At 59.9% G+C, this 24,488-nt stretch carries 14 protein-coding genes and 2 riboswitches; of the genes, 6 read left to right on the forward strand and 8 right to left on the reverse strand.

The genetic code is table 11. From position 1 onward, the window contains the following. Nucleotides 1-45 precede the first annotated feature (45 nt). Nucleotides 46-540, reverse strand: coding sequence for a DUF934 domain-containing protein (locus AC3WTM_RS26025; RefSeq protein ID WP_102671342.1), 495 nt, complete (start codon nt 538-540; stop codon nt 46-48). Continuing rightward, entirely contained in the window at nt 524-2,182 is a 1,659-nt protein-coding gene (locus AC3WTM_RS26030) for a nitrite/sulfite reductase (protein WP_102671343.1), read from the reverse strand. Before AC3WTM_RS26030 ends, AC3WTM_RS26025 begins: the two co-directional genes overlap by 17 nt. A gap of 523 nt (nt 2,183-2,705) precedes the next feature. Between AC3WTM_RS26030 and AC3WTM_RS26035 the strand changes: the two genes are divergently transcribed. Continuing rightward, on the forward strand, nt 2,706-3,791 hold the full coding sequence (locus AC3WTM_RS26035; RefSeq protein ID WP_102671344.1) for an ABC transporter substrate-binding protein: 1,086 nt from the start codon (nt 2,706-2,708) through the stop codon (nt 3,789-3,791). A 6-nt stretch (nt 3,792-3,797) separates the two neighbouring features. Here AC3WTM_RS26035 and AC3WTM_RS26040 read toward each other — a convergent pair whose 3' ends face one another. After that, a complete protein-coding gene (locus AC3WTM_RS26040) occupies nt 3,798-4,016 on the reverse strand; it encodes a DUF2970 domain-containing protein (RefSeq protein WP_057714552.1) in 219 nt (72 codons plus the stop codon). A 175-nt stretch (nt 4,017-4,191) separates the two neighbouring features. Between AC3WTM_RS26040 and AC3WTM_RS26045 the strand changes: the two genes are divergently transcribed. Beyond that, nucleotides 4,192-10,770, forward strand: a complete 6,579-nt coding sequence (locus tag AC3WTM_RS26045) for an NEL-type E3 ubiquitin ligase domain-containing protein (RefSeq protein ID WP_102671345.1) — start codon at nt 4,192-4,194, stop codon at nt 10,768-10,770. 117 nt (nt 10,771-10,887) lie between these two features. On the opposite strand, the gene metH is transcribed toward AC3WTM_RS26045, so the two are convergent. Continuing rightward, on the reverse strand, nt 10,888-14,598 hold the full coding sequence (metH, locus tag AC3WTM_RS26050; protein WP_102671346.1) for a methionine synthase: 3,711 nt from the start codon (nt 14,596-14,598) through the stop codon (nt 10,888-10,890). Nucleotides 14,599-14,754: 156 nt separating this feature from the next. Between metH and AC3WTM_RS26055 the strand changes: the two genes are divergently transcribed. Further along, nucleotides 14,755-17,064: a fatty acid cis/trans isomerase gene (locus tag AC3WTM_RS26055; protein WP_102671347.1), complete on the forward strand. Its 2,310-nt coding sequence runs from the start codon at nt 14,755-14,757 to the stop codon at nt 17,062-17,064. 186 nt (nt 17,065-17,250) lie between these two features. After that, nucleotides 17,251-17,835 (forward strand): Fe-S biogenesis protein NfuA, encoded by a 585-nt coding sequence (gene nfuA / locus AC3WTM_RS26060; RefSeq protein ID WP_007912592.1) that lies wholly within the window; start codon nt 17,251-17,253, stop codon nt 17,833-17,835. Between the two features lie 111 nt (nt 17,836-17,946). Here the strand turns inward: nfuA and cobM are convergent, their stop codons facing one another. The 4 genes from cobM to AC3WTM_RS26080 form a co-directional block, all read right to left on the reverse strand. Then, the gene (cobM, locus tag AC3WTM_RS26065; protein WP_102671348.1) at nt 17,947-18,693 is read right to left on the reverse strand and encodes a precorrin-4 C(11)-methyltransferase; all 747 of its coding nucleotides are present in this window, start codon (nt 18,691-18,693) and stop codon (nt 17,947-17,949) included. Nucleotides 18,694-18,774: 81 nt separating this feature from the next. After that, the gene (locus tag AC3WTM_RS26070; protein WP_102671349.1) at nt 18,775-19,188 is read right to left on the reverse strand and encodes a cobalamin biosynthesis protein; all 414 of its coding nucleotides are present in this window, start codon (nt 19,186-19,188) and stop codon (nt 18,775-18,777) included. After that, on the reverse strand, nt 19,185-19,892 hold the full coding sequence (locus AC3WTM_RS26075) for a CbtA family protein (protein WP_102671350.1): 708 nt from the start codon (nt 19,890-19,892) through the stop codon (nt 19,185-19,187). The genes AC3WTM_RS26070 and AC3WTM_RS26075 overlap by 4 nt, the downstream gene beginning before the upstream one ends. Nucleotides 19,893-19,903: 11 nt before the next feature. Beyond that, the gene (locus tag AC3WTM_RS26080; RefSeq protein WP_057714565.1) at nt 19,904-20,095 is read right to left on the reverse strand and encodes a CbtB domain-containing protein; all 192 of its coding nucleotides are present in this window, start codon (nt 20,093-20,095) and stop codon (nt 19,904-19,906) included. 121 nt (nt 20,096-20,216) lie between these two features. Next, nucleotides 20,217-20,442, reverse strand: a riboswitch (cobalamin riboswitch). A 205-nt stretch (nt 20,443-20,647) separates the two neighbouring features. Next, nucleotides 20,648-20,860: riboswitch (cobalamin riboswitch) on the forward strand. 103 nt (nt 20,861-20,963) lie between these two features. On the opposite strand from AC3WTM_RS26080, the gene cobW reads away from it, so the two are divergent. Both cobW and cobN read left to right on the forward strand, forming a co-directional pair. Further along, the gene (gene cobW, locus AC3WTM_RS26085; protein WP_102671351.1) at nt 20,964-22,034 is read left to right on the forward strand and encodes a cobalamin biosynthesis protein CobW; all 1,071 of its coding nucleotides are present in this window, start codon (nt 20,964-20,966) and stop codon (nt 22,032-22,034) included. A gap of 3 nt (nt 22,035-22,037) precedes the next feature. Then, the coding region (gene cobN, locus AC3WTM_RS26090) for a cobaltochelatase subunit CobN (RefSeq protein ID WP_492587668.1) at nt 22,038-24,488 on the forward strand (2,451 nt) is incomplete at its 3' end.

Genomic DNA, 24,488 nt, shown 5'->3' on the forward strand with positions numbered 1-24,488 from the left:
AGGGTAAACCCCTTGAACCCCGGGGCGGGGTTCAAGGGGTGACGGTCAGCGACGACGGAACAGCGGCAGCGGTTCGTCGGTAGCGGCCTGGTAGGTAACCGAGAAGTCCTTGAGGCCTTCAAGGGCTTCGTGCGGGTCTTTGTCGGCGCGAATGGCGAACGCGTCGAAACCGCAGCGATGCATGTAGAACAGTTGGTCACGCAGCACGTCGCCAATGGCCCGCAATTCGCCCTTGAAACCGTATCGGTCACGCAGCAGGCGGGCGTTGGAGTAGTTGCGGCCATCGGTGAATGCCGGGAAATTCAGGGCGATGACCTGGAACTGCGCCACGTCCTGACCAATTTCCTCGGCTTCTTCATCGGCGTCCAGCCAGATGCCCAGGCCACCGTCGCGGGCCAGGAGCATGCGGCTGTGTTCGCGCCACAGCTGCAACGGGACGATGTAGTCGTCGCAGTTGGTGATCTCGTCGATACTGAAATCCTTGGGCAGCAGGTGCCAGGTCTCGTCGACGACCTCGTTGTTCTTAATTATTCGCTGCATAGACGCGTTCCTTGAAGAGGTCGATGCCAATACGCTGGTAGGTGTCGATGAAACGCTCATCTTCGGTACGTTGTTCGATGTACACGTCGATCAGCTTCTCGATCACGTCAGGCATGGCTTCCTGGGCGAAGGACGGGCCGAGGATCTTGCCCAGGCTGGCGTCACGGCTGGCGCTGCCGCCGAGGGAAACCTGATAGAACTCTTCGCCTTTTTTGTCCACCCCCAGGATGCCGATGTGGCCGACGTGGTGGTGACCACAGGCGTTCATGCAACCGGAGATGTTCAGGTCCAGTTCGCCGATGTCGAACAGGTAGTCCAGGTCGTCGAAGCGGCGCTGGATCGATTCTGCGATCGGGATCGATTTGGCGTTGGCCAGGGAGCAGAAATCACCGCCCGGGCAGCAGATGATATCGGTCAGCAGGCCGATGTTCGGTGTAGCGAAACCTTGCTCGCGCAACTCGCCCCACAGGGCGAACAGCTTGTCCTGCTCGACGTCGGCCAGGATGATGTTCTGCTCGTGGGAGGTGCGCAGTTGACCGAAGCTGTAGCGGTCGGCCAGGTCGGCCACGGCGTCGAGCTGTTTGTCGGTGATGTCGCCCGGTGCAACGCCGGTTGGCTTCAGGGACAAGGTCACGGCCACGTAGCCCGGCTTCTTGTGGGCCAGGGTGTTGCGCACGCGCCAGCGGGCGAAGCCCGGGTGCTGCTGGTCGAGCTCGGCCAGGGCGGCGGTCTGGTTGTCCAGCGCCTTGTAGTCCGGGTCGACGAAGTGTGTGGCGACGCGCTGCACTTCGGCTTCGGTCAGCGTGGTCTGGCCACCGCGCAGGTGTTCCATTTCCGCATCGACTTTCTGCGCAAAGACTTCAGGCGTCAGCGCTTTGACCAGGATCTTGATCCGCGCCTTGTACTTGTTGTCGCGACGGCCATAGCGGTTGTAGACCCGCAGGATGGCGTCGAGGTAGCTCAACAGGTCTTGCCACGGCAGGAATTCATTGATGAACGCGCCCACCACCGGCGTACGACCCAGGCCACCGCCGACAAGCACGCGGAAGCCCAGTTCGCCGGCTGCGTTGTGCACCGGCTCAAGGCCGATGTCGTGGACTTCGATGGCGGCACGGTCGGAAGTCGAACCGTTGACGGCAATCTTGAATTTGCGCGGCAGGTAGGCGAATTCCGGGTGGAACGTGGTCCACTGGCGGACGATCTCGCACCATGGGCGCGGGTCGATCAGTTCGTCGGCGGCGACACCGGCAAACTGGTCGGTGGTGACATTGCGCAGGCAGTTGCCGCTGGTCTGGATCGCATGCATCTGCACGGTGGCCAGTTCAGCGAGAATGTCCGGAATGTCTTCCACGGCCGGCCAGTTGAACTGCACGTTCTGCCGGGTACTGATGTGGGCGTAGCCCTTGTCGTAGTCGCGGGCAATCCTGGCCATCATTCGCATCTGGCGCGAAGTCAGTTGGCCGTAAGGCACGGCGACTCGCAGCATAGGCGCGAAACGCTGGATATAAAGGCCATTTTGCAGGCGCAGGGGGCGGAATTCTTCTTCGCTCAGCTCGCCTGCCAGATAGCGTCGGGTCTGATCACGGAACTGCTTGACGCGGTCCTCGATGATCCGCTGATCGTATTCGTCGTATACGTACATATAAGTCCTGTTCTCAGGCTTGGGCCGGTCGGAAACAGCGGCGTTTTTTGGCTTGCTGGCGTCCGATAATACCTCGGCAATTCTGCGCGCACGGCCGCGCACTCCCTATGGAGCCGGGGCACGATACCAGTTTGCAGTTATGCGTAAAAGTGATGTTTGAGCATATGTAAAGAACCAAATCGACTAATGAGAGTCATTGTTACAGAGACCCTGTTTGTGATGCGGGCAATCGTCGTCTTTACTCTGCTCGAGTCTTTATGCAATCACCGATAAAACCGACAAGAGGCGATGCAATGAGCAACCCAACCAAAGCACGGAAAAGCGATAGCACCGTTGATGCATGGGCCATTTTGTTCCTGATCATTCTGGTCGTGGGGACTGCGGTATTCTGGGTCAGTCATCAGTAAGCGACCCCGTCCGGGCCCGGTTCCGACGATTGTCTGACAAAAACCGGATAAGTCGCCGTTTTACGGACTTTCGCTGGCTATAATGCGCGGCGAATTTCCGGGGGCTCGGACGACACATGTTGAAGTTTCTAAGTGGTGTATTACTGGCGCTGGGCATGGTCGCGGGACCGTGCGCTCAAGCAGCGTCAGTGCTGTTCCTTAACCCGGGAACCACCAAGGAAGCTTTTTGGGTCAGTTACTCACAGTTCATGCAGGCCGCCGCCAGGGATCTGGGCATGGACCTGCGGATCCAGTATTCCGACCGGGTGCCTGAAAACATCATCAAGCAGGCGCGCGAAGCCCTCCAGGGACACAATCGTCCCGACTACCTTGTGTTCGTCAACGAACAATCAGTTGCCCCCGAAGTGCTGCGCCTGGCACAAGGCAGCGGGGTAAAGTTGTTTCTGGTCAACAATGCCTTGACTGTGGATCAGGTAAAACTGCTCGGCGCCCGACCCGACAAGTATCCCGACTGGATCGGCAGCCTGGTGCCCAACGATGAGGAGGGCGGCTACCTGATGCTCAAGGAGTTGATTCGGTTGCATCCCCCGGTGGCCCCGGGCCAGATGATTGACCTTCTGGCTTTTTCCGGTTTGAAAGTCACGCCGTCGGCGCAGTTGCGTGAGAAGGGCATGCGTCGGGCGCTGGCCGAACACCCGCAAGTGCGTTTGCGTCAGCTGGTGTACGGCGGCTGGACACGTCAGCGCGCGTACGAGCAAGCCAAACTGCTGTTCACGCGTTATCCGCAGACTTCACTGGTGTGGGCGGCCAACGACGAAATGGCGTTTGGCGTCATGCAGGCGTATGTCGAATCGGGCGGTGTTCCGGGCAAGGATGCATTGTTCGGCGCCATCAACAATTCACCCGCAGCATTGCAAGCACTGCTCGACAACCGCCTGAGCGTGTTGCTGGGCGGGCATTTCAGCCTGGGCGGCTGGGCACTGGTTGAACTGCATGACTATGACCAAGGGGTCGACATCAGCCAGTACGGCGGTCGGGACCGACAACTTCCGCTGTTGCAACTGATTAACCGGGCGCAAGCCAAACAACTGCTGGCGTTGGGCCGCGCACAGAATTTCGGGGTGGATTTCCACAAGCTGTCAGCGAAGGGGCGACCAGCGTCCTACCGCTATCCGTTCAGCCTGCAGATCCTGATGCACTGAGCCGTTTCAGATCCCTGCCAGCAGCAACACCAGTTTGACGATGCCAAACAGCGTCAGGGCAAACACCGTGGTGAACAAAATCCCCAGGATCACGAAGTGACTGGGCTTGCCGTGGGTAAAATCCCGCGCCCGGTTCTTGTTGCTCTGCACTCCGAACGCTGCCGCCATGACACTGTGCAACATCTGCCAGAAGGTTGGCGGCTTGTTGTCGACCGGATCGTCCATAAATCCCTCGCCTGTCAGTAAGTCCTCAGAGCATAGACAATCTGCCGGCCAGTGGTGCGGCCGGCCTGCGAATCGACGCATTTTGAAATCAGTCTGGGCCGATGCGATAACTATCTACCGCAGATACGGTTCACTGAAATGATGTTCTGTCGTTCCATTTTTCAGGAGCGACACAATGTCTACCCATCCCCCCTCTGTGCCCCGTCAACCTCTGGTTGCGGGCCAAACCAGCATTCACCGCGAGCTTCTTGAACAGCTGACGCCTGATTGGTTGATCGATGCCACGCCGCAGCGACGGGCAGCCATAAAAGCCAGCGGCTCGCTCGCGCCGCGCTGGTACTCGCGAGCGTCCAGCGAGCAACAGCAGGCACTGAAAGACCGTTTCAATGACAGCTTTGTTTCCCAGGCCCGGCTCGACAAAACCATGTCGTCGCTGCCAGATGCCGAAAGCTTCGCCGAGCCGATACTGCAAAAGGCGCTGAAGGATCAGTTCGGGGTCGAGACCGATGTCAACAAAACCCTGGTGTGTCTGAGGCGAGCGCTGGAAGTCAGCGATCTTGAAATCGAGATCAGCACATTCGAGGTGATGAAGCTTTCGTTGTTGCAGGCGGCACTGCATAACTTCGAAGCGTCCGAATGCGAGGCGGGCGCCTTCCATCGCGGGTCGGGCTTTGTCGTCGAGACTTCCACGCCTGGTACGTTCGAGGTCGCGACCCTCAACATGTCGGTCACGCAATTCCTCTCACTCTGCCGCAAGCTGGATATCGGTGCGCAGTATCAAACCCGTGTCGAGGCGTTTTTCCAGGCAACGGCTGCGCAGAAGACATCGACAGTGTCCGAGCAATTCATTGCCAGCCAGAAAGCGGCAATGAGAGCAGCCGCTGAATTGGCGCTGCTGAAAAAAGACATCGAACCCGACGATTACGCAATGATCCTTTCGGTGGTTAATGGCGAAGTCCATCCCCATGTCGGCAACATACCTGTCTGGTTTCGTGACCTGAGCCTGATGAAGCGCAGGATGACGGGCTGCGTCGTGTTCAGCATCAGTGAACAATATCGCTATACCAACGACTACATCGTCTACATTCCCCACGATCCCGAGCACCCGCTCAAACGCTATACATCTGAGCAGCTGCGTGAAGAATTCAAGCGTCAGTTCACCACCCAGGACGCATTGCCCGCCAGTGGCGGCGAGCCGACCGCCTTCCAGCGTTTTTTCAGCCAGTTCGTCGCCTACGCCGACCGCCCTTATTACTTCAGCCAGTTCACCCGCAAGGCCGCCGACTCTCCGACTGATCCTTTGCATTCATTCTGGTTGAAGGTCCTCCAGTACGTGCCCCCGTTGTCGTCCGTCGTCCGTATCAAAGAGCTGCCGCCAGAACCTGCGGGTAAACGTGAGCCGGTCGAAGATCCCTATCTCAATCCATTCGGGATCATTCGCGAGGGCGTGGCGGGCATCTGGTCCGCCAACAGCGATCTGTGGACTTATCTCTACGAGCAAAACCGCAAGAAAGTCATCGCCGACGCACGCAGCCATGCGGTGCCCACGGCGGAGGTCGATGCGCGAGTACGGGCGCAAAAGCTCAACCACCTGCTGGAAATCGGCATGCTCGGATTGAACATGGTGTCGATGTTCGTGCCGGTGCTGGGGGAGATCATGCTGACGGTCATGGCGGGGCAGTTGCTGTACGAGTCGTTTGAGGGGGCGATCGAGTGGAGTGAAGGGGATCGAACGGCGGCCAAGGCGCACCTGGTCGATGTGGCCGAGAATCTGGCGCTGGCCGCGGTGATGGCCGGTGCGGGCAAAGGCTTGGCCAAGCTGACGGCGGTGAAACCCGAGCCGCTGGTTGAAAGTCTGCAGCCCATCCAGCACGCCGACGGCAAAACCCGCTTATGGAAACCTGACCTGAGCGGTTACGAACGTAACCTCATCCTGCCTCGCCATTCAGTCCCTGATGCGTCGGGGCTGCACCGGATAAATGGCAAAACCTTCATTCGGCAGGGAGGCAAGGTCTACGAAACAACCTTTGACCCTTCGCTGAAAAAATGGCGCATTCGGCATCCGACGGATACCGACGCCTGGCAACCCATACTCGAACACAACGGGCATGGCGCCTGGCGCCATGCGCTGGAGCGTCCCCGGACCTGGGATCGGCTGACACTGCTGCGGCGCATCGGCCATACCACCGAGGCATTTTCCGATGAGCAACTGCTCGACATCGCCGAGGCCTGTGGTGTCGAGGACAATGCCTTGCGCAAGATGCACATAGATCACCTGGCGCCGCCGCCGGAGCTGGCCCACGCCTTAGGGCTGTTCGAAGCCGACCCCGGCACCGGCGGACCACTGCTCGAAAAATTGCAACGCGCCAGCCCGGGGCTGAGCAATGCCGCTGCCCGCAGGATTCTGCTCGATGCCAATGCCGAAGAGCTCACCCGCCTGAAATCAACGGGTCGAATTCCCCTGAAAATGCTGGAGGAGGCCCGTTGGTATGCACAACAGGGGCGTCAGGCTCGGGCTTTCACTGGCCTGCGTATGGACGCTGAGCTGTCCGCCGACAGCCGGTGGCTCGCACTGTATGCCCTGGAAAAAATGCCGGGCTGGTCCGACGAAGTGCGGCTGGAGATCCGCGATGGCCATATCGGGGGTTCGCTTATCGATGGGATTGGCAGCGAGGCCGCGACGATCCGCAAGTACCTGGTTAAAAATGGCCCGTCCTATCAGGCATTCGACGAGCTTGGCGAAACACTGAACGGCGTGCCCGCCACCGGCGATAACTTTTACGCCTCGATCATGCACGCGTTGCCCGATGAATCCCGTCGCGCATTGGGCGTTCCACACGTGGGCCAAAGCGTCGATCTGAAGCAGGCTGTCATCGACTCGGCCTTCGAGCATCGGGCGCAATTGTCGCAAATGCTGGAACAGCGCAGCGGTAACGGCAAGGCGTTCAAGCCGCCCGTACGCGTAACGGAGCGCCGGGTGGGCTACTACGCCAGCGGGCGCGGGCAAGGTTTGAATCCTTCGCTAGTGTCGCGGGTTCAGGATGTCTATCCGGCGCTGACGGATCAGCAGGCCAATGGGTTTATCCTGGCGCAGCTGCGCGCGGGAAAAACCGACGCACAGATTTATAGCCTTCTGCAGGAACGTATGCGCGAGTGGGAGACCCTCGAGGCGACGCTCGATCAATGGGTCGGCGAGCCGATAGCCGGTTCTGTCCTGGAGTCGATGCTCGGAGGCAAGGCCTCGGTCGCGCTAAGTCTCAAGCAATCCTGGCGCAATTCGCCACTGGCCGGGGAGCATGCGCGCTACAGAATGCTTGAGTTGGTCTGTGACGACCCGATCCCTGCGCTGTCGGCGGACTTCTCCCATGTGGGTGATCTGTATGTCCGGGGTCGAAGCATCACTGACGCCAATGTCGATGCATTGTTGGCGAATTTTCCCAAGCTCAAACGATTGCGGATCAATGCCACGGGCAACGATTTCAGCACCGTGCCCCAAGTGCTGAGCAGCATGCCGGACCTCAGGGTTCTGAGCCTGTATTCAGCCGCGCCCTTCGCAGCAGAAATGCCGTCGAGACTCGGTGCGTTGACGACGCTCGAGGAGCTCAGCGTGTATTCAACCTGGGGTGTTCCCGTGGCGTTGGACGTCAGCCGGCTACGCAATCTGCGTTTGCTCGACGTGATCGCGCCCTCAATGGATCAGTGGCCAACCGGGGTTCTGGAACTGCCCCATCTTGAACGTCTGAACCTCACCGGGACAGCCATCAGTACATTCCCCGATGGTATTTTCGAAGGGCATGAAAAGCTGTGGTCCGGGTTGTCGCTGGATTGGTCGAACATGCTGCGTCCAAACTTCAAACAGGCATATGAGTATCTCCGGCGTCAGCCCGAACACCTTGTTGACCTGGAAGAAATGGTCAGGGATTACAGCAGGGGCGAGTTGAAACGTCTTGGTGAAGGCATCAATGACCCGTTCGCGGGAATATTCGATCAGTTTGTCGAACAGTGGCAAGACGCAGGGGCGAGATTCGACGCCGTCGAAGCATTGAGTGAGCAGCATCATCAGCTCAACCGGCATCTTGAGGCGTGGTCCCAAAGCGCTTTGCGGATGCCTGCAGCGGCCAACGAAATCATGGGACGTACATGGACGGCGAATGCCCTGAGAACCTGCTGGCGCAATGGTGCATTCAAACGCTACGGCTCGACGGCCGATGCTTCGGTACTCGATTTGCCGAGCCTGGCGTTGAGTGAGTTTCCCGAATTGCCGGACGGCGCCTTCCCTGAAGTGCGAACCTTGTATCTGAAGGGTAATACAGCTCCCGTCGAGAAGGTCCGCAGTTTCGTACGCAAGTTTCCCGGGCTTGAAAAATTTGATGTGAGTGGCAGCGGTCTGACCGAAGTGCCCTTTGCGCCCGGTGATCTTGAAAAACTGACTGATCTGGATCTTTCCAATAACCGGATTGTTGGCGATGCCGGGGTTCAGCAGGCTTTTGATGGATTGCAGGCACTGCAACACCTGGACTTGAGCAACAACCCGTTGAATACCTTGGATGTCAGTGCAATGACCCGCCTCAAGTCCTTGAACCTAAGTGGAACGGCACTGCAAAAATGGCCGACCGGAGCGCAGGAACTGCCAGAGTTGCATTGGCTGGACTTGCGGGACAGCAAGGTCAACGCGCTGCCGCAGCCACTTGCGGATGAGACGCTGCTCAAGACCAACCTCACGGGCACACCTTTAACTCCTCAAGCCGTCGCCATGCGCAACGCAGCCCGGCATCGAATGGAAATGGCCAAAGGTCTCCCGGCCGGCACTCTGGAACGGTTCGACCTGGAGCCGGTGCCACAGGATTTTCCGCCGTTCGAAAGCGCCAGTTCGATCGCACGTCAATTGTTGCCGCTGCCGGAAGTCCCGGCGGGAGAAGGGGTTGCGGTTTTGACAAAGCGCCTGCAACGCCTGAAACCGACACTCGCCGATGATGACGCCTTGCAAATGATCGAACAGATGCAAGGCAGCGAAGCTGCGAGCGTGAAAATTGCCGAATGGGAGAAAACCTATGAAACGCTCACGCGCCAATTGAATGGCTGGCTGTTTACCCGGGGATCTCGCGGAAACGGCTGGATGACATCTTCCAGCATTCGCAGGCAGGCTGCCTTGCGGATCGTCGAATGCTGGCGCACAGGTCTGAGTAGCACGGGCGCGGTGGCTGATGCGGTGCTGGATCTGAACGGTCTGCAACTGGGTGACCTTCCCGAGGTGCCGGCATCGTTCGAGCATGTCGGGACGTTGAAACTGACGAGCGTAAAACTTACCCGGCAAGGTTCCAATGGGTTCCTCAAGGCCTTTACTCGCCTGAAAACCCTGGACCTCAATGGCAATGGGCTGGATGGCGTTCCAGAGCCGGTCTGTGACATGGACAGGCTCGAGCGACTGGAGTTGTCCTCGAACCTGATTGACGATGCCGAGCTGCTGTATACCGCATTGAGTAATCTGGAGCGTCTGCGCTGGCTGGACTTGAGCTACAACGAACTGGATGCCTTTGATGTCGGTGTTTTCGAGCAATTGGAGACACTGGATCTGCGCAACAATAATTTGACCGAATGGCCGGAAGGGGTGTTCGACAGCCAACACCTGGGCACGCTCAATCTCAGTGGCAACGACATCACGTCGATCCCCGAGCAGGCCCTGAGTGGCGACCATGACGTTTTGACGGCCGGTACGGATTTGAGCGACAACTACAACCTGTCGCTTGAGAGCCTCGAACGTCTCAGAAATTACCGTGAAGCGGACCTCCACGACACGGTGCTGGGGATCTCGCGGGCCGATCTTGATGAGTTGATCGATGACGCCAACGGTGATGGCGGCGACAGCAGTGAAGACATCGATACGGATGAGGACCTGCCTGAGACCGAGCCGGATCCCGAGCAGAAAACACCGTGGTTGGCCAATCTTCCTCCTGAGGAGGTGGCGAGCAAAACCGCGTTATGGAATCAGCTCGCGGCGGAACCGGACAATGCGGCGTTCTTTCACCTGCTTTCGCGACTGCAGGATACGCAGGAGTTCAGGGTGGCAAACGCCGATCTGACGCGACGGGTCTGGACGGTCATTGAAGCCGCCGCCAGCAATGCCGAACTGCGAGACATTCTGTTTGCCAGTTCCAGCACCCACGGCACTTGTGTCGACGGTCGAATCCTGACGTTCAGCGGACTGGAAAGCAGAGTCTTCACCCACAATGCCTTGCTTGATATTCCCTTCGGGCGACCGAGTGTGAAGGGGCATGCACTGCTGAATTTATCCCGGCAGCTGTTTCGACTGGACAAGGTCGACGATCTCGCGAGGAAAATCGCCGTGCAAACCGGGCAGGATGAGGCCGAAATACGTTTAGGCTATCGAATCGGGCTGACACAAGGATGGGCGGACGGCCTGGAGCTGCCAGGGCAACCGAAACACATGACCTATGCCTCGGGAGTGACCGCTCAACAACTGGCGGACGCGCGTATCGAGATCACCAATGCAGAGCAATCCGATGGCTTTTTCGAAGACTTGATTCAGCGCGATTATTGGGAGAGTTATCTCAAGGAAAAACATCCTGAGGTGTTCAGGGCTCTGGATGAGATGGATGTTCAGGGGGAAGTGGAAAGCGCTGACGATGCGGCATTACTGACTCAGCTTTTCGAGCAGAGAGCGGCGCGCAACGCGAAGATGATCGAGTTGTCCCGACAGGAGGTCGCGGAGCTGACGGCTGCCTCAAACAGGTAAATCACCTGTGGGAGCGAGCTTGCTCGCGATGGGGGCTTGATGTTCAACATCAATGTTGACTGATACGCCGCTATCGCGAGCAAGCTCGCTCCCACAAGGTTTTTTTCAGTTGATCACTCAGTTGTCGTAACCGAGATTCGGCGCCAGCCAGCGCTCGGTAACGCTCAGTTCCTGGCCTTTGCGCGACGTGTAGCTCTGCACCTGGTCCTTGTCGATCTTGCCCACGGCGAAGTACTGCGCCTGCGGGTGAGCAAAGTACCAGCCGCTGACTGCCGCAGCCGGGAACATCGCGTAGTGCTCGGTGAGGAACACGCCACTGCGGCCTGCGCGCATTTCCTGGGCCTCTGGGTCTAGCAGGGCGAACAGCTGGGCTTTCTCGGTGTGATCCGGGCAGGCCGGGTAGCCCGGAGCCGGACGAATGCCGCTGTACTGCTCCTTGATCAGTGCCTCGTTATCCAGCGCTTCATCCTTGGCATAACCCCAATAGTCTTTACGCACCTGCTGGTGCAGCCACTCGGCGCATGCCTCGGCCAAGCGGTCGGCCAGGGCCTTGACCATGATCGAGTTGTAGTCGTCGCCAGCATCCTGGTAGGCCTTGGCCACTTCTTCGGCGCCGATGCCGGCGGTGGTGATGAAACCACCCACGTAGTCGGTCACTTCACTGTCTTTCGGCGCGACGAAGTCGGCCAGGGAGAAGTTCGGTTTACCGTCGGTCTTGATGATCTGCTGGCGCAGGTGATGCAGCTTGATCATTGGCTTGCCGTCATCGCCATAGAGCTCGATGTCGTCGTCATGCACCTGGTTTGCCGGCCAGAAGCCGAACACCGCACGAGCGCTGATCAGCTTTTCGTCGATCAATTTGCGCAGCATTTCCCTTGCATCGTTGTACAGCGAGGTGGCGGCTTCACCGACCACTTCGTCCTGGAGAATGCGCGGGAACTTGCCGGCCAGGTCCCAGGATATGAAAAACGGCGTCCAGTCGATGTATTCGGCCAGAACGTTGAGGTCAATGTTGTCCAGCACCCGCGTGCCAGTGAAAGTCGGTTTGACCGGCGTGTAGGACGCCCAGTCGAATTGCGGCTTCTTGGCGATGGCCGCGCCATAGCTCAGACGCTCGGTGCGGGCACTGCGGTTGGACGTGCGCTCGCGAACTTCGATGTAATCCTGGCGGGTTTTTTCGACAAAACCAGCCTTCAGTTCCTTGGACAGCAACTGGGTCGCCACGCCCACGGCGCGGGAGGCGTCGGTGACGTAGATCACCGCGTCGTTGCTGTACTTCGGCTCGATCTTGACCGCCGTGTGCGCCTTGGAGGTGGTGGCGCCACCGATCATCAACGGCAGGTGGAAATCCTGACGCTGCATTTCGCGGGCGACGTGGACCATCTCGTCCAGCGACGGAGTGATCAGGCCTGACAGGCCAATGATGTCGCACTTCTGTTCCCTGGCCACCTGGAGGATTTTTTCCGCCGGCACCATCACGCCCAGGTCGACGATGTCGTAGCCGTTACAGCCCAGCACCACGCCGACGATATTCTTGCCGATGTCGTGCACGTCGCCTTTGACGGTCGCCATCAGGATCTTGCCCTTGGCCTCCGGCTTGTCGCCTTTTTCCAGTTCGATGAACGGGATCAGGTGGGCTACGGCCTGCTTCATCACGCGGGCGGATTTTACTACCTGAGGCAGGAACATTTTACCGGCGCCGAACAGGTCGCCGACGATGTTCATGCCAGCCATCAACGGGCCTTCGATCACTTCGATCGGTCGGGCGAAGGACTGGCGCGATTCTTCGGTGTCTTCGACGATGTGGGTGGTGATGCCTTTGACCAGTGCGTGCTCCAGACGCTTGTTGACGTCCCAGTTGCGCCACTCCTCAGTCTCGGCTTCCTTGACGCTGCCGTCGCCCTTGTACTTGTCGGCGATGGCGAGGAGGGCGTCGGTGCCTTCCGGGGTGCGGTTGAGGATCACGTCTTCCACGGCGTCGCGCAGTTCCACCGGGATCTGGTCGTAGATCTCCAGCTGACCGGCGTTGACGATACCCATGGTCAGGCCGGCGCGGATCGCGTACAGCAGGAACACCGAATGGATTGCCTCGCGCACCGGGTTGTTGCCACGGAACGAGAACGACACGTTGGACACACCACCGGAGGTCAGCGCATACGGCAGCTCGTCACGGATGTAGGCACAGGCGTTGATGAAATCGACGGCGTAGTTGTTGTGTTCTTCGATACCGGTGGCCACGGCGAAGATGTTCGGGTCGAAGATGATGTCTTCCGGCGGGAAGTCCACTTCGTTGACCAGAATGTCGTAGGAACGTTTGCAGATTTCCTTCTTGCGCGCTTCGGTGTCGGCCTGGCCGGCTTCGTCGAAGGCCATCACCACCACCGCGGCGCCGTAGCGCTTGCACAGTTTGGCGTGGTGGATGAATTGCTCGACGCCTTCTTTCATGCTGATCGAGTTGACGATGCCCTTGCCCTGGATGCATTTGAGGCCGGCTTCGATCACTTCCCACTTGGAGGAGTCGATCATGATCGGTACGCGGGAGATGTCCGGTTCGCCGGCAATCAGATTGAGGAAGGTCACCATGGCCTTCTTCGAATCGAGCATCCCTTCGTCCATGTTGATGTCGATCACCTGGGCGCCGGCTTCGACCTGCTGCAGGGCGACTTCCAGGGCTTCGGTGTAGTTGTCTTCACGGATCAGACGGGCGAACTTGGCGGAGCCGGTGATGTTGGTGCGTTCGCCAACGTTGACGAACAGCGAGTTGCGATCGATGGTGAACGGTTCCAGACCCGAGAGGCGGCAAGCCTTCGGGATGTCCGGAATCTCGCGCGGCGCATAACCGGCAACGGCCTTGGCGATGGCCTCGATGTGGCCCGGCGTGGTACCGCAGCAGCCGCCGACGATGTTGAGGAAGCCGCTCTGGGCGAACTCTTCGATGACCTTGGCGGTTTCCGACGGCAGTTCGTCGTACTCGCCGAACTCGTTCGGCAGGCCGGCGTTAGGGTGCGCGGAAACGTGGGTGCTGGCCTTGTTCGACAACTCTTCGAGGTACGGGCGCAATTCGCGGGCGCCAAGGGCGCAGTTCAGGCCGACGGAAATCGGCTTGGCGTGGGCCACGGAGTTCCAGAATGCTTCGGTGGTCTGGCCCGACAGGGTGCGGCCGGAGGCGTCGGTGATGGTGCCGGAAATCATGATCGGCAGTTCGACACCCAGTTCCTCGAACACGCCTTGTACGGCGAAGATCGCGGCCTTGGCGTTGAGGGTGTCGAAAATGGTTTCGATCAGGATCAGGTCGGCGCCGCCTTCGATCAGGCCTTTGGTGGCTTCGGTGTAGTTCTCCACCAGCTCATCAAAGGTGACGTTGCGGTAACCAGGGTTGTTGACGTCCGGGGACAACGAGCAGGTACGGCTGGTCGGGCCGAGCACGCCGGCAACAAAACGCGGTTTGTCCGGGTTCTCGAGGGTTTTCGCATCGGCGACCTTGCGCGCCAGGCGAGCACCTTCTACGTTCAATTCGTACGCCAGTTTTTCCATGCCGTAATCGGCCATGGAAATCCGGGTGGCGTTGAAGGTGTTGGTTTCCAGAATGTCGGCGCCGGCATCCAGGTAGGCTTTTTCAATGCCGCCGATCACGTCCGGGCGAGTCAGTACCAACAGGTCGTTGTTGCCTTTGACATCGCTTGGCCAGTCAGCGAAGCGTTTGCCACGGTAATCCTGCTCTTCGAGCTTGTAGCTCTGGATCATCGTGCCCATACCGCCATCGAGAATCAGGATGCGCTCTTTGAGGGCGTGCTTGAGAGCTTGAAGGCGAACGCTGCGATCGGACATTTGGACTACTCGGTAAGGCCATGACGAAGGGCCGGGATGATAGCAAACCTGTGCGCTTTTGGAGCGTGACTCGAATTTGCATGAATATCGTTCATGTTGGTAAGGGTGACAGACCGGTAGAATCGCGGCGTTTTTTCAGGATTCGGGACCAGGGACATGTCGTATCGCTTCGTCATCGGCACATTGCTGCTGTTTTTAAGCTGGGGCGCCTTGGCGCAAGGCCCGGCGATTTCCTCTGCCATGTCACCTGTTATCTCCTACAGCCGCGACATTCAACCGATCTTCACTGAAAAGTGCGTGGCCTGCCACGCTTGCAATGACGCCGCCTGTCAGCTCAACCTGGGCAGCGGTGAGGGCGCGGCACGTGGCGCAACCAAAGTCCCGGTCTACGATGGTGACCGCCGCCAGGCGGTTGCACCGACCCGCCTGTTCTATGACGCCTCCGGCAAACAGGCCTGGCAGCAAAAGGGTTTCTATTCGGTGCTTGATACCCAGGGCAACCAGGCCGCACTGATGGCGCGGATGCTCGAGCTTGGCCACAAGACTCCGTTGCAACCCAACGCGAAGCTGCCGGAAGACATCGTCCTGGGCCTGAACCGGGAAAACATGTGTGCCATGCCCGCGGAGTTCGACGGCTACGCCGCCAAGCATCCGAAAGAGGGGATGCCGCTGGCAGTGACCGGCCTGACAGACCAGCAGTACCAGACGTTGCAACGCTGGCTGGCGGCAGGCGCGCCGATCGATCAGCAGGCACTGGCGCCAAGCGCCAGGGAAGCCTTGCAGGTGGTGCAATGGGAAAACCTGCTCAATTCGCTAGGCGCCCGGGAAAGCCTGGTGGGGCGCTGGCTGTACGAGCACTGGTTCCTGGCCCACCTCTACTTCAAGGACGGTGAGCCTGGGCACTTCTTCCAGTGGGTGCGTTCGCGCACCCCGACCGGCCAGCCGATCGACCTGATCAACACCCGTCGTCCGAACGATGATCCGGGCACGCAGTTTTACTATCGCTTGCGGCCGGTGCAGGGCGTGATCGTGCACAAGACCCACATCACCTATGCGCTGGGTCCGGCGAAGCTGGCGCGGGTCAAGAGCCTGTTCTACAGCGGCAACTGGCAGGTCGAAGCATTGCCGGGCTATGGACCGCAGAGCCGGGCCAACCCGTTTGCCACCTTCGAAGCGATTCCGGCCCAGGCGCGCTATCAGTTCATGCTCGATAACGCTGAATACTTCGTGCGCACGTTCATTCGTGGGCCAGTGTGTCGCGGCCAGATCGCCACGGACGTGATCCGCGATAATTTCTGGGCGCTGTTCCAGGCGCCCGAGCACGACCTGTATGTCACCGATCCGAACTATCGCGGACAGGCCACGCCGTTGCTGGCGATGCCGGGGCAGAACGATGATGTCGGCAGCGTCCTCAGCCTGTGGCACGACTACCGCGACAAGCGTAACGAATACGAAGCCTTGCGTCGGGACAGCTACGCCGATGAGCCAGCACCGAGCTGGTCGACCCTGTGGGCCGGCAACGACAATGCGTTGCTGAGTATCTTCCGCCATTTCGACAGTGCTTCGGTGACCAAAGGCCTGATCGGCGAGGTGCCGCAAACGATATGGCTGTTCGACTATCCGCTGCTGGAGCGCACCTACTATCAACTGGCAGTGAACTTCGATGTGTTCGGGAACCTGTCCCATCAGGCTCAGACGCGCTTGTATTTCGACTTGATCCGCAACGGTGCCGAACAGAATTTCCTGCGCCTGATGCCCGCCGACTCCCGGGATGACTACCTTGATGACTGGTATCAGAACAGTGGCAAATTCAAGATGTGGCTCGACTACGAGACCATCGACGACGACAAGCCGACCGCGCTGAAGCTTGACGCGCTGGACCCCAAGCGCGACTTTGCCATGCAGTTGCTGGCCCGTTATGGCGATCTCAATGCAAGGCCCGACCCGATCAATCGCTGCGACGGCGCTTACTGTTCGCGACCAAACATCGACCCGGATCTGCAAAGTGTCGAGCAGGCATTGAGCCGCCTGACTTCGCGTCCGGCCGCCGGACTGAAGGTCATCGATCAGTTGCCGGAGGCCACGCTGCTGCGTATTGAAACCGGTAGCGGCAAGCGTGAGGTCTACAGCCTGTTGCGTAACCGTGCCCACAGCAACGTGGCGTTTTTGCTTGGTGAATCGCTGCGCTATCAACCGGGGCTCGATACCCTGACGATTTTCCCGGGTGTACTCAGCAGCTACCCGAACTTCATGTTCAACATCCCGGCTGGGCAAGTGCCGGCGTTTGTGGATGCGATGGAGAGCGCCAAGGACACCGACAGCTTCGAGAAAATCGTCGAACGCTGGGGAATACGCCGCAGTCATCCGCAATTCTGGGCTTATTTCCATGACCTGAGCCGCTACATCCACGAAAACGATCCGGTGGAAGAGGGCGTACTGGACATGAACCGCTACGAGAACCTCTGATCGGACGCAGATCCCCTGTGGGAGCGGGCTTGCTCGCGAAAACGGTGTGTCAGTCGCAATTGATTTGCCTGACGCGACGCCTTCGCGAGCAAGCCCGCTCCCACAATTCTTTCCCGACAAAAATACTAGGACTTTGTCCGGCGCGTTGATTGGCGTAAACTGCGCCCAAGCCTGCGAGGAGTTTCCATGACCGCTATTACCATCACTGACGCCGCCCACGATTACCTGGCTGATCTGCTCTCCAAGCAGAACACCCCTGGCATCGGCATCCGCGTCTTCATCACCCAGCCTGGCACCCAGTACGCCGAAACCTGCATTGCCTACTGCAAGCCGGGCGAAGAAAAACCCGAAGACACCGCGCTGGGGCTCAAAAGCTTCACCGCGTACATCGACCACTTCAGCGAAGCCTTCCTGGACGATGCCGTTGTCGACTACGCCACCGACCGCATGGGCGGCCAGTTGACCATCAAGGCGCCAAACGCCAAAGTTCCGATGGTCAACGCCGACAGCCCGGTCAACGAGCGCATCAACTACTACCTGCAAACCGAGATCAACCCGGGGCTGGCCAGCCACGGCGGTCAGGTCAGCCTGATCGACGTGGTCGAAGACGGCATCGCCGTCCTGCAGTTCGGTGGTGGTTGCCAGGGCTGCGGCCAGGCCGACGTGACGCTGAAGGAAGGCATCGAGCGCACCTTGCTCGAGCGCATTCCGGAGCTCAAAGGTGTCCGCGACGTGACCGACCACACGCAGAAAGAAAACGCCTACTACTAAGGTGTGCGCTGCGAAATCAAAAAACGGCGCCCCGTGAGCGCCGTTTTTTTATGGGTGATTGGAACCCTGTGGCGAGGGGGCATACCCCCTCGCCACAGGGTAGGTGGTGAATCAGGGCCTGTAGAGATGCGCATGCCCCGCACGATACAGCGATGACTCGCTGAAGTGATCACTGTCCAGCACCCTACCCACCAGAATCAACGCCGTACGACGAAATCCCTTCGATTCAACCTTCCCGGCAATATCTGCCAGCGTGCCCACCACCCAATCCTGATCCGGCCAGCTCGCGCGGTGCACCACTGCAATCGGGCAATCGGCACCGTAATGCGGCAGCAGTTCCTCGACGATCTTCGCCAGGTGACTGACCCCCAAATGAATCGCCATGGTCGCGCCGTGCTGCGCCAGGCTGGAGAATTCCTCTCCGGGTGGCATGGCGGTTTTGTCGGCGTAGCGAGTCAGGATCACGCTCTGCGAAATGTCCGGCAGGGTCAGTTCCGCGCCCAGGAGCGCTGCGCAAGCGGCTGTGGCAGTCACGCCGGGTACGATTTCGAACGCAATGCCCAGTTCACGCAGATAGCGAATCTGCTCGCCAATGGCGCCATACAGGCTCGGATCGCCGGAGTGCACCCGGGCCACATCCTGGCCTTTGGCGTGGGCGGTCTTGATCAGGTCGATGATCTGTTCCAGGTGCAGTTCGGCGCTGTTGACCACCTGTTCGGCACAGTGACCTTCCAGTACGGCGGCAGGCACCAGTGAGCCGGCATAAATGATCACCGGGCAACTGCGAATCAGGCGCTGGCCCTTGACGGTGATCAGTTCGGGGTCGCCGGGACCTGCGCCAATGAAGTAGACGGTCATCGTCGGTTCCTGTGGGAAAAAGGGGCTGAACAGGTCTTCAGATGAAGAATGTTCATGATCAAAGGCGGGGATTATGGGTTTTTACGCAGCGCCAGCCAATGCCAGGGTTGCCTGGGCATATTTTTGTCGTGGAATCAGCAGTTTTGCCGGGGCCTGGGCCAGTTGTTCGGCCAGGGCCAGTGCGGCGCTTTCCGCAACGCCGTAGCAACCGGTGCGTTCAAACGCTATTTGCGATTGATGGCTGAGTTGCGGTTCATAAGCGGCCAGTTGCTCACTGCTGAAATACATCAGTTCCAGGCCGAGTTGCTGAGCCAGTTCGATCAGTGCAGGTTCGTCGCGCTTCGAATCGATGCTGGCCAGCGCCTTGATTTCATGACGGGCAATCTGGTGCGCCTCCAGCGCCTGATCGAGCAGCGCCAGCAACGTGCTGACGGGGCAGCCCCGTTGGCAGCCCAGGCCGACCACCAGGGTCGGCGCTGTGCTGACGTCAGTCATGCGTTGTATTGACCATCGCTTTTGCGACGGAACAACCAGGCGCTGATCAGGCCCAGGGCCAGCCAGTATGCCACGTTGGTCAGTTGCGAAGCGATTTTGAACCGGGTTTCCAGCGCCTCTGGAGCAAGCATCGAATGCACCTCCGGTTGCGGCGCGCCAATCACATGGGGAACGGCGAGGATCGCCGCGCCGAGGACTTTCATCAGCCAGTGACGACTGAACACGATCAGTGCAATACCGACGGCGGTGGAGGCGGCGGTACCGACCCACCACAGTTGCCGTTGTGCCAGGTCGGCGGCGGCAGTGCCTGGCAATTCAGGTGGCAGGCCGAGAGTCGGCGCGAGCACGAAGGTCGCGTAACCGGCCAGGCCCCAGAGCAGGCCTTGAGAGGTTTTGGTCGGCGCACGCAAGGTGTACAGGCCGGCCAGCATCAGGGCGAAACCCACCGCCACCACCAGGTTGCCACCGGTGGTCGACAGCACGCGCTGCCAGCCGTCTTGCGGCTCCCAGGCTTGTGCATCGTGAGTGTGGGCAGACACCGCACTGTCGGCGTGTTCATGCATTTCAACAGCGGCCGGTTCGGCTTTTTCGTAGGTCTCGGCCTGCAAAATCAGCGGGGCGACCCAGAAACTTTGCAGCAGGGTCAGCAACAGGGCGGCCAGCAGCCCGGTGAAACCTGCGGTTTGCACAATACGCTTGATCATGTCGACAGCTCTCAATGGCACGGGAACGCGGAGCTGTGGCGGGTATCGTGGGCGGCGTTGTGCACCGCTTCGATGTGCGAGAAACCGGCGAAATACACAAGGCACGCGCCCAGGATCGACGCGCAGACGGCGGCTGCCAGACGTTGGGTCAGGGTTGAAGTGGTGCTCGCGGCTGTGTGTTCGGCGCTGCTGATGATCGACATGGCGTTTCCCTCTGGTCTGTCAGCGGGGAATAAGAGCGCATGCAAAAACCCGCACGACCAGGCGCGCAAGGTTTCAAACAGCGCCCGCCCACCGCGGGTTTGTTGGTTCAGTGATCGTACTGGTCACTTTGTGTTGCGGGCCGGTCTCCGGGCTCACGAGGGGCAAAGGCTTGCGCCTGGACCTGAAAGCATCACCTTCCCATGCCGCAGTGGCACAGTGGATCTGACGCTTCGCTCGCTTACCGTTGCGGGGGCAGCACCGGACTGACATGGCTTAAGAGTAAAGCACATGATTCACCGGTTTCCCGTTTCACCCTGTGAAGGGCACCCGTAACAAGGTGTGTAGGAGAGCATGGGCGGGGGTTGGGCGTCAATTGGCAGGGGTTCTCAATTCGGAACCGGGTCGACTCAATCGCGAGCGAGCTCGCTCCTGCATTTGACCGCATTTTTCTCAAAGAACCCCATCCCCTGTGGGAGCGAGCTTGCTCGCGATGGCGTCGTTACAGGCGCTACAGAACTCAGCATGAACATTGACCCGCCCCAAGACCATGCGTAGCCTTGCGCTTTCGAGGTTCTTCGGCGTTTGTCGAAGCTAAGAAGGGAACGCGGTCAATGCCGCGGCTGCCCCCGCAACTGTGAACGGTGATGTTCGTTGCCACGCCACTGCTGACTCAATCCATGGGGCCGGCGGGAAGGCGCAGCGAATGCCAGGCTCAAGCCCGGCACACCGTCAGCCAGGAGACCTGCCTCGTCACAGATTCTCACTTTCAACCGGGCGGGGTGATCCGGTGGCGAACTCTTCAGGCACGCGCGTGCGCGTTGCCGGTTGTCGTCCCGTATGCCCGCCAGCTTAGCCATAGGGCATCCGATGAAAACACTGGCCAAACTCCCCGTCACCATCGTTACAGGCTTTCTCGGCTCGGGTAAAACCACGCTGCTGCGGCACATGCTCGACAACGCCCAGGGTCGCCGCATCGCGGTGATCGTCAACGAATTTGGCGAGTTGGGCATCGACGGCGAAATCCTCAAGCAATGCTCCATCGGTTGCACCGAAGAAGAAGCCAATGGCCGTGTCTATGAACTGGCCAACGGCTGCCTGTGCTGCACCGTCCAGGAAGAATTCTTCCCGGTGATGCGCGAACTGGTGGCCCGTCGCGGCGATCTGGACCACATTCTCATCGAAACGTCCGGTCTGGCGTTACCCAAACCGCTGGTGCAGGCATTCCAGTGGCCGGAAATCCGCAGTGCCTGCACGGTAGATGCGGTAATCACCGTGGTCGACAGCCCGGCCGTGGCCGCCGGCACCTTCGCCGCGTTCCCGGATCAGGTCGACGCCCAGCGCAAACTCGACCCGAACCTGGACCACGAATCGCCGCTGCACGAACTGTTCGCTGACCAATTGGCCAGCGCTGACCTGGTAATCCTCAACAAAACCGACCTGATCAACCCGACGGACCTGGCCCGTGTGCGCCTGGAAGTCGCCGAGGAGTTGCCGCCAGCGGTGAAAATCATCGAAGCCAGCAGTGGTCGCCTGCCGCTGGACGTGCTGATCGGCCTGGGTGTCGGCTCCGAAGAACACATCGACAGCCGCCACAGCCACCACGACCATCATCACGATGGCGACGACGATCATGATGACCACGATCACGACGCCTTCGATTCGATCTCCATCGAACTGCCGCAAGCCGACGAAAGCCTGCTGCTGGATGCGCTGACCCAGTTGGTGGTTCAGCACGGCATCCTGCGCGTCAAGGGGTTTGCGGCGATTCCGAACAAGCCGATGCGCCTGCTGATCCAGGGCGTGGGTACGCGTTTTGACAAGCACTTCGACCGCCAGTGGGGCGCCGAAGAGGCGCGAGTCACTCGCCTGGTGCTGATCGGCCAGGAACTGGACGCCACTGTTCTCGAAGCGCAATTGCGCGCCGCGCTCAGCGTGTAAGCCATGCACCTGCTCAGGACCCAGCCCGGCGGTTTCGTGTCGGATGACAACATTGCCGACCTTGGACAAACCCCCGCCGAGCTGGTGGTCCTGTGCAGCGGCGATTCCAGCCTGGCGCTGCTCGCCGAAGCGGCGCAGCAGTTGCCCGACGATTACCCGAGCGTGCGCCTGGCCAATCCGATGCAGGTGCAGAACCACGCCTCGGTTGACCTGTACGTCGATGAAGTCTTGCGCCACGCCAAGGTCATTCTGATCTCGCTGCACGGCGGTATCGCCTATTGGCGTTACGGCATCGAGCGTCTGGTCGAGCTGTCGCAGCGCGGCGTGCAGCTGATTCTGGTCCCGGGTGATGATCGCCCGGACCCGGAGCTCAGCGACTTGAGCACCGTCGATGCCGAGGATCGCGACCGGCTCTGGCAGTTTCTGCGCCAGGGCGGCATGGGCAACGCCCTCGACTTCTTCCGCTGTCTGGCCAATCGCTGGCTGGCGCGTGATTACACCTGGGACGAACCGCAAACCCTGCCACGCACGGCGATTTACCATCCGCACAAACATTCTGCCGCACTGAGCGACTGGCAGGCCGACTGGAACGCCGATCAACCGGTGGCGGCGGTGCTGTTTTACCGCTCCCATCTGCAGGCGGCGAATACCGCTTTCATTGATGCTTTTTGCCAACGGTTGCAGGCAGCGGGGTTGAATCCGTTGCCAATCGCGCTGGCGAGCCTGAAAGAACCCGGCTGCCTTTGCGTGGTCGAGGACTGGCTCGATGAGGCCTGCGTCTCGGTGATTCTGAACACCACCGGCTTTGCCCAGTCCAGCCCGGAAGCACCGCATGTGCGGCCATTCCGCCGCAATATTCCGGTGATCCAGGCGATTTGCGCCCAGGACAACGAACCGGGTTGGCGCGCCAGTGAACAGGGGCTTGGCCCCCGCGACCTGGCGATGCACATTGCCTTGCCGGAACTGGACGGGCGCATCATCAGCCGCCCGATCAGCTTCAAGGACCTGGCGTGGCGCAGTGAGCGCAGCCAGTCGGATGTGGTCTGCTACCGGCCGCAGCCGGAACGCATGGATTTTGTTGCCGAACTGGCGCGGCGCTGGATCGATCTGGCGCGGGTGCCCAATGCTGAAAAACGTATTGCCTTGATTCTCGCCAACTACCCGACCCGCGACGGTCGCATCGGCAATGGCGTGGGCCTCGATACCCCGGCAGCGGCGCTGAATATCCTGCAGGCGTTGCATGCCGAAGGTTATCCATTACCGGCTGAGTTACCAGACAGCGGCACCGCGCTGATCCAGCAGTTACTGGGCAGCGTCAGCAACGACCTCGATACTCTTGACCTGCGTCCTTGCCAGCAAAGCCTGGGCATGGGTGATTATCTCGTGATGTTCAACGCACTGCCTGAAGCCAATCGCGTGGCGGTACTCGAACGTTGGGGGGCGCCGGAAGACGACCCGATGTGTCGCAGCGGGCGGATGATGATCGCCGGCCTGCGTTTCGGCCTGACCTTCGTCGGCATTCAGCCGGCCCGGGGTTATCAGGTCGACCCTAGCGCGGTGTATCACGACCCGGATCTGGTGCCGCCCCACGGCTACCTGGCTTTCTACTTCTGGCTGCGCAACACCTATGGCGCCCACGGCGTGATCCACGTCGGTAAACACGGCAACCTCGAATGGCTGCCGGGCAAGGGCGTGGGGCTGTCGGAACATTGCTGGCCAGATGCTTTGCTCGGACCGCTGCCGAACATCTACCCGTTCATCGTCAACGACCCGGGCGAGGGCGCCCAGGCCAAACGGCGTACCCAGGCGGTGATCATCGATCACCTGATGCCACCGCTGACTCGCGCCGAAACCTACGGCCCGCTGTGTAACCTCGAACTGTTGGCCGACGAATATTACGAAGCGCAGCTGCTCGATCCTCGCCGCGCCCGTGAGTTGCAGCGCGACATCCTGCAACTGGTGCGTGACACCCACATCGACCGTGAACTGCAACTGGACGAACAACTCGACAGCGATGCCGACGCAGCGATCTGGTTGCCGCGACTCGACACTTACCTGTGCGACTTGAAAGAGTCGCAGATCCGCGACGGCCTGCATGTGTTCGGCGAATCGCCCACCGGACGTTTGCGCATCGATACCTTGCTGGCGCTGTTGCGCATTCCACGGGGCGATGGCCGTGGTGCGCAGTCGAGTCTGTTGCGGGCACTGGCCAAGGCCTTCGGACTAGGATTCGATCCGCTTGATTGCGCCTTGGCCGAGCCGTGGACCGGGCCTCGACCGAATGCCTTGTCGTCGATCAGCACTGAACTGTGGCGCACCACTGGCGATACCCGCGAACGCCTCGAACTGTTCGCCACACAACTGATTACGCAGGCATTAGCTGACCCCTGTGGGAGCGAGCCTGCTCGCGATGGTGTGTCAGTCGACATCAATGTGGCTGACACACCATCGCCT

Source organism: Pseudomonas sp. EU05-FHT14B02 (assembly GCF_058791055.1).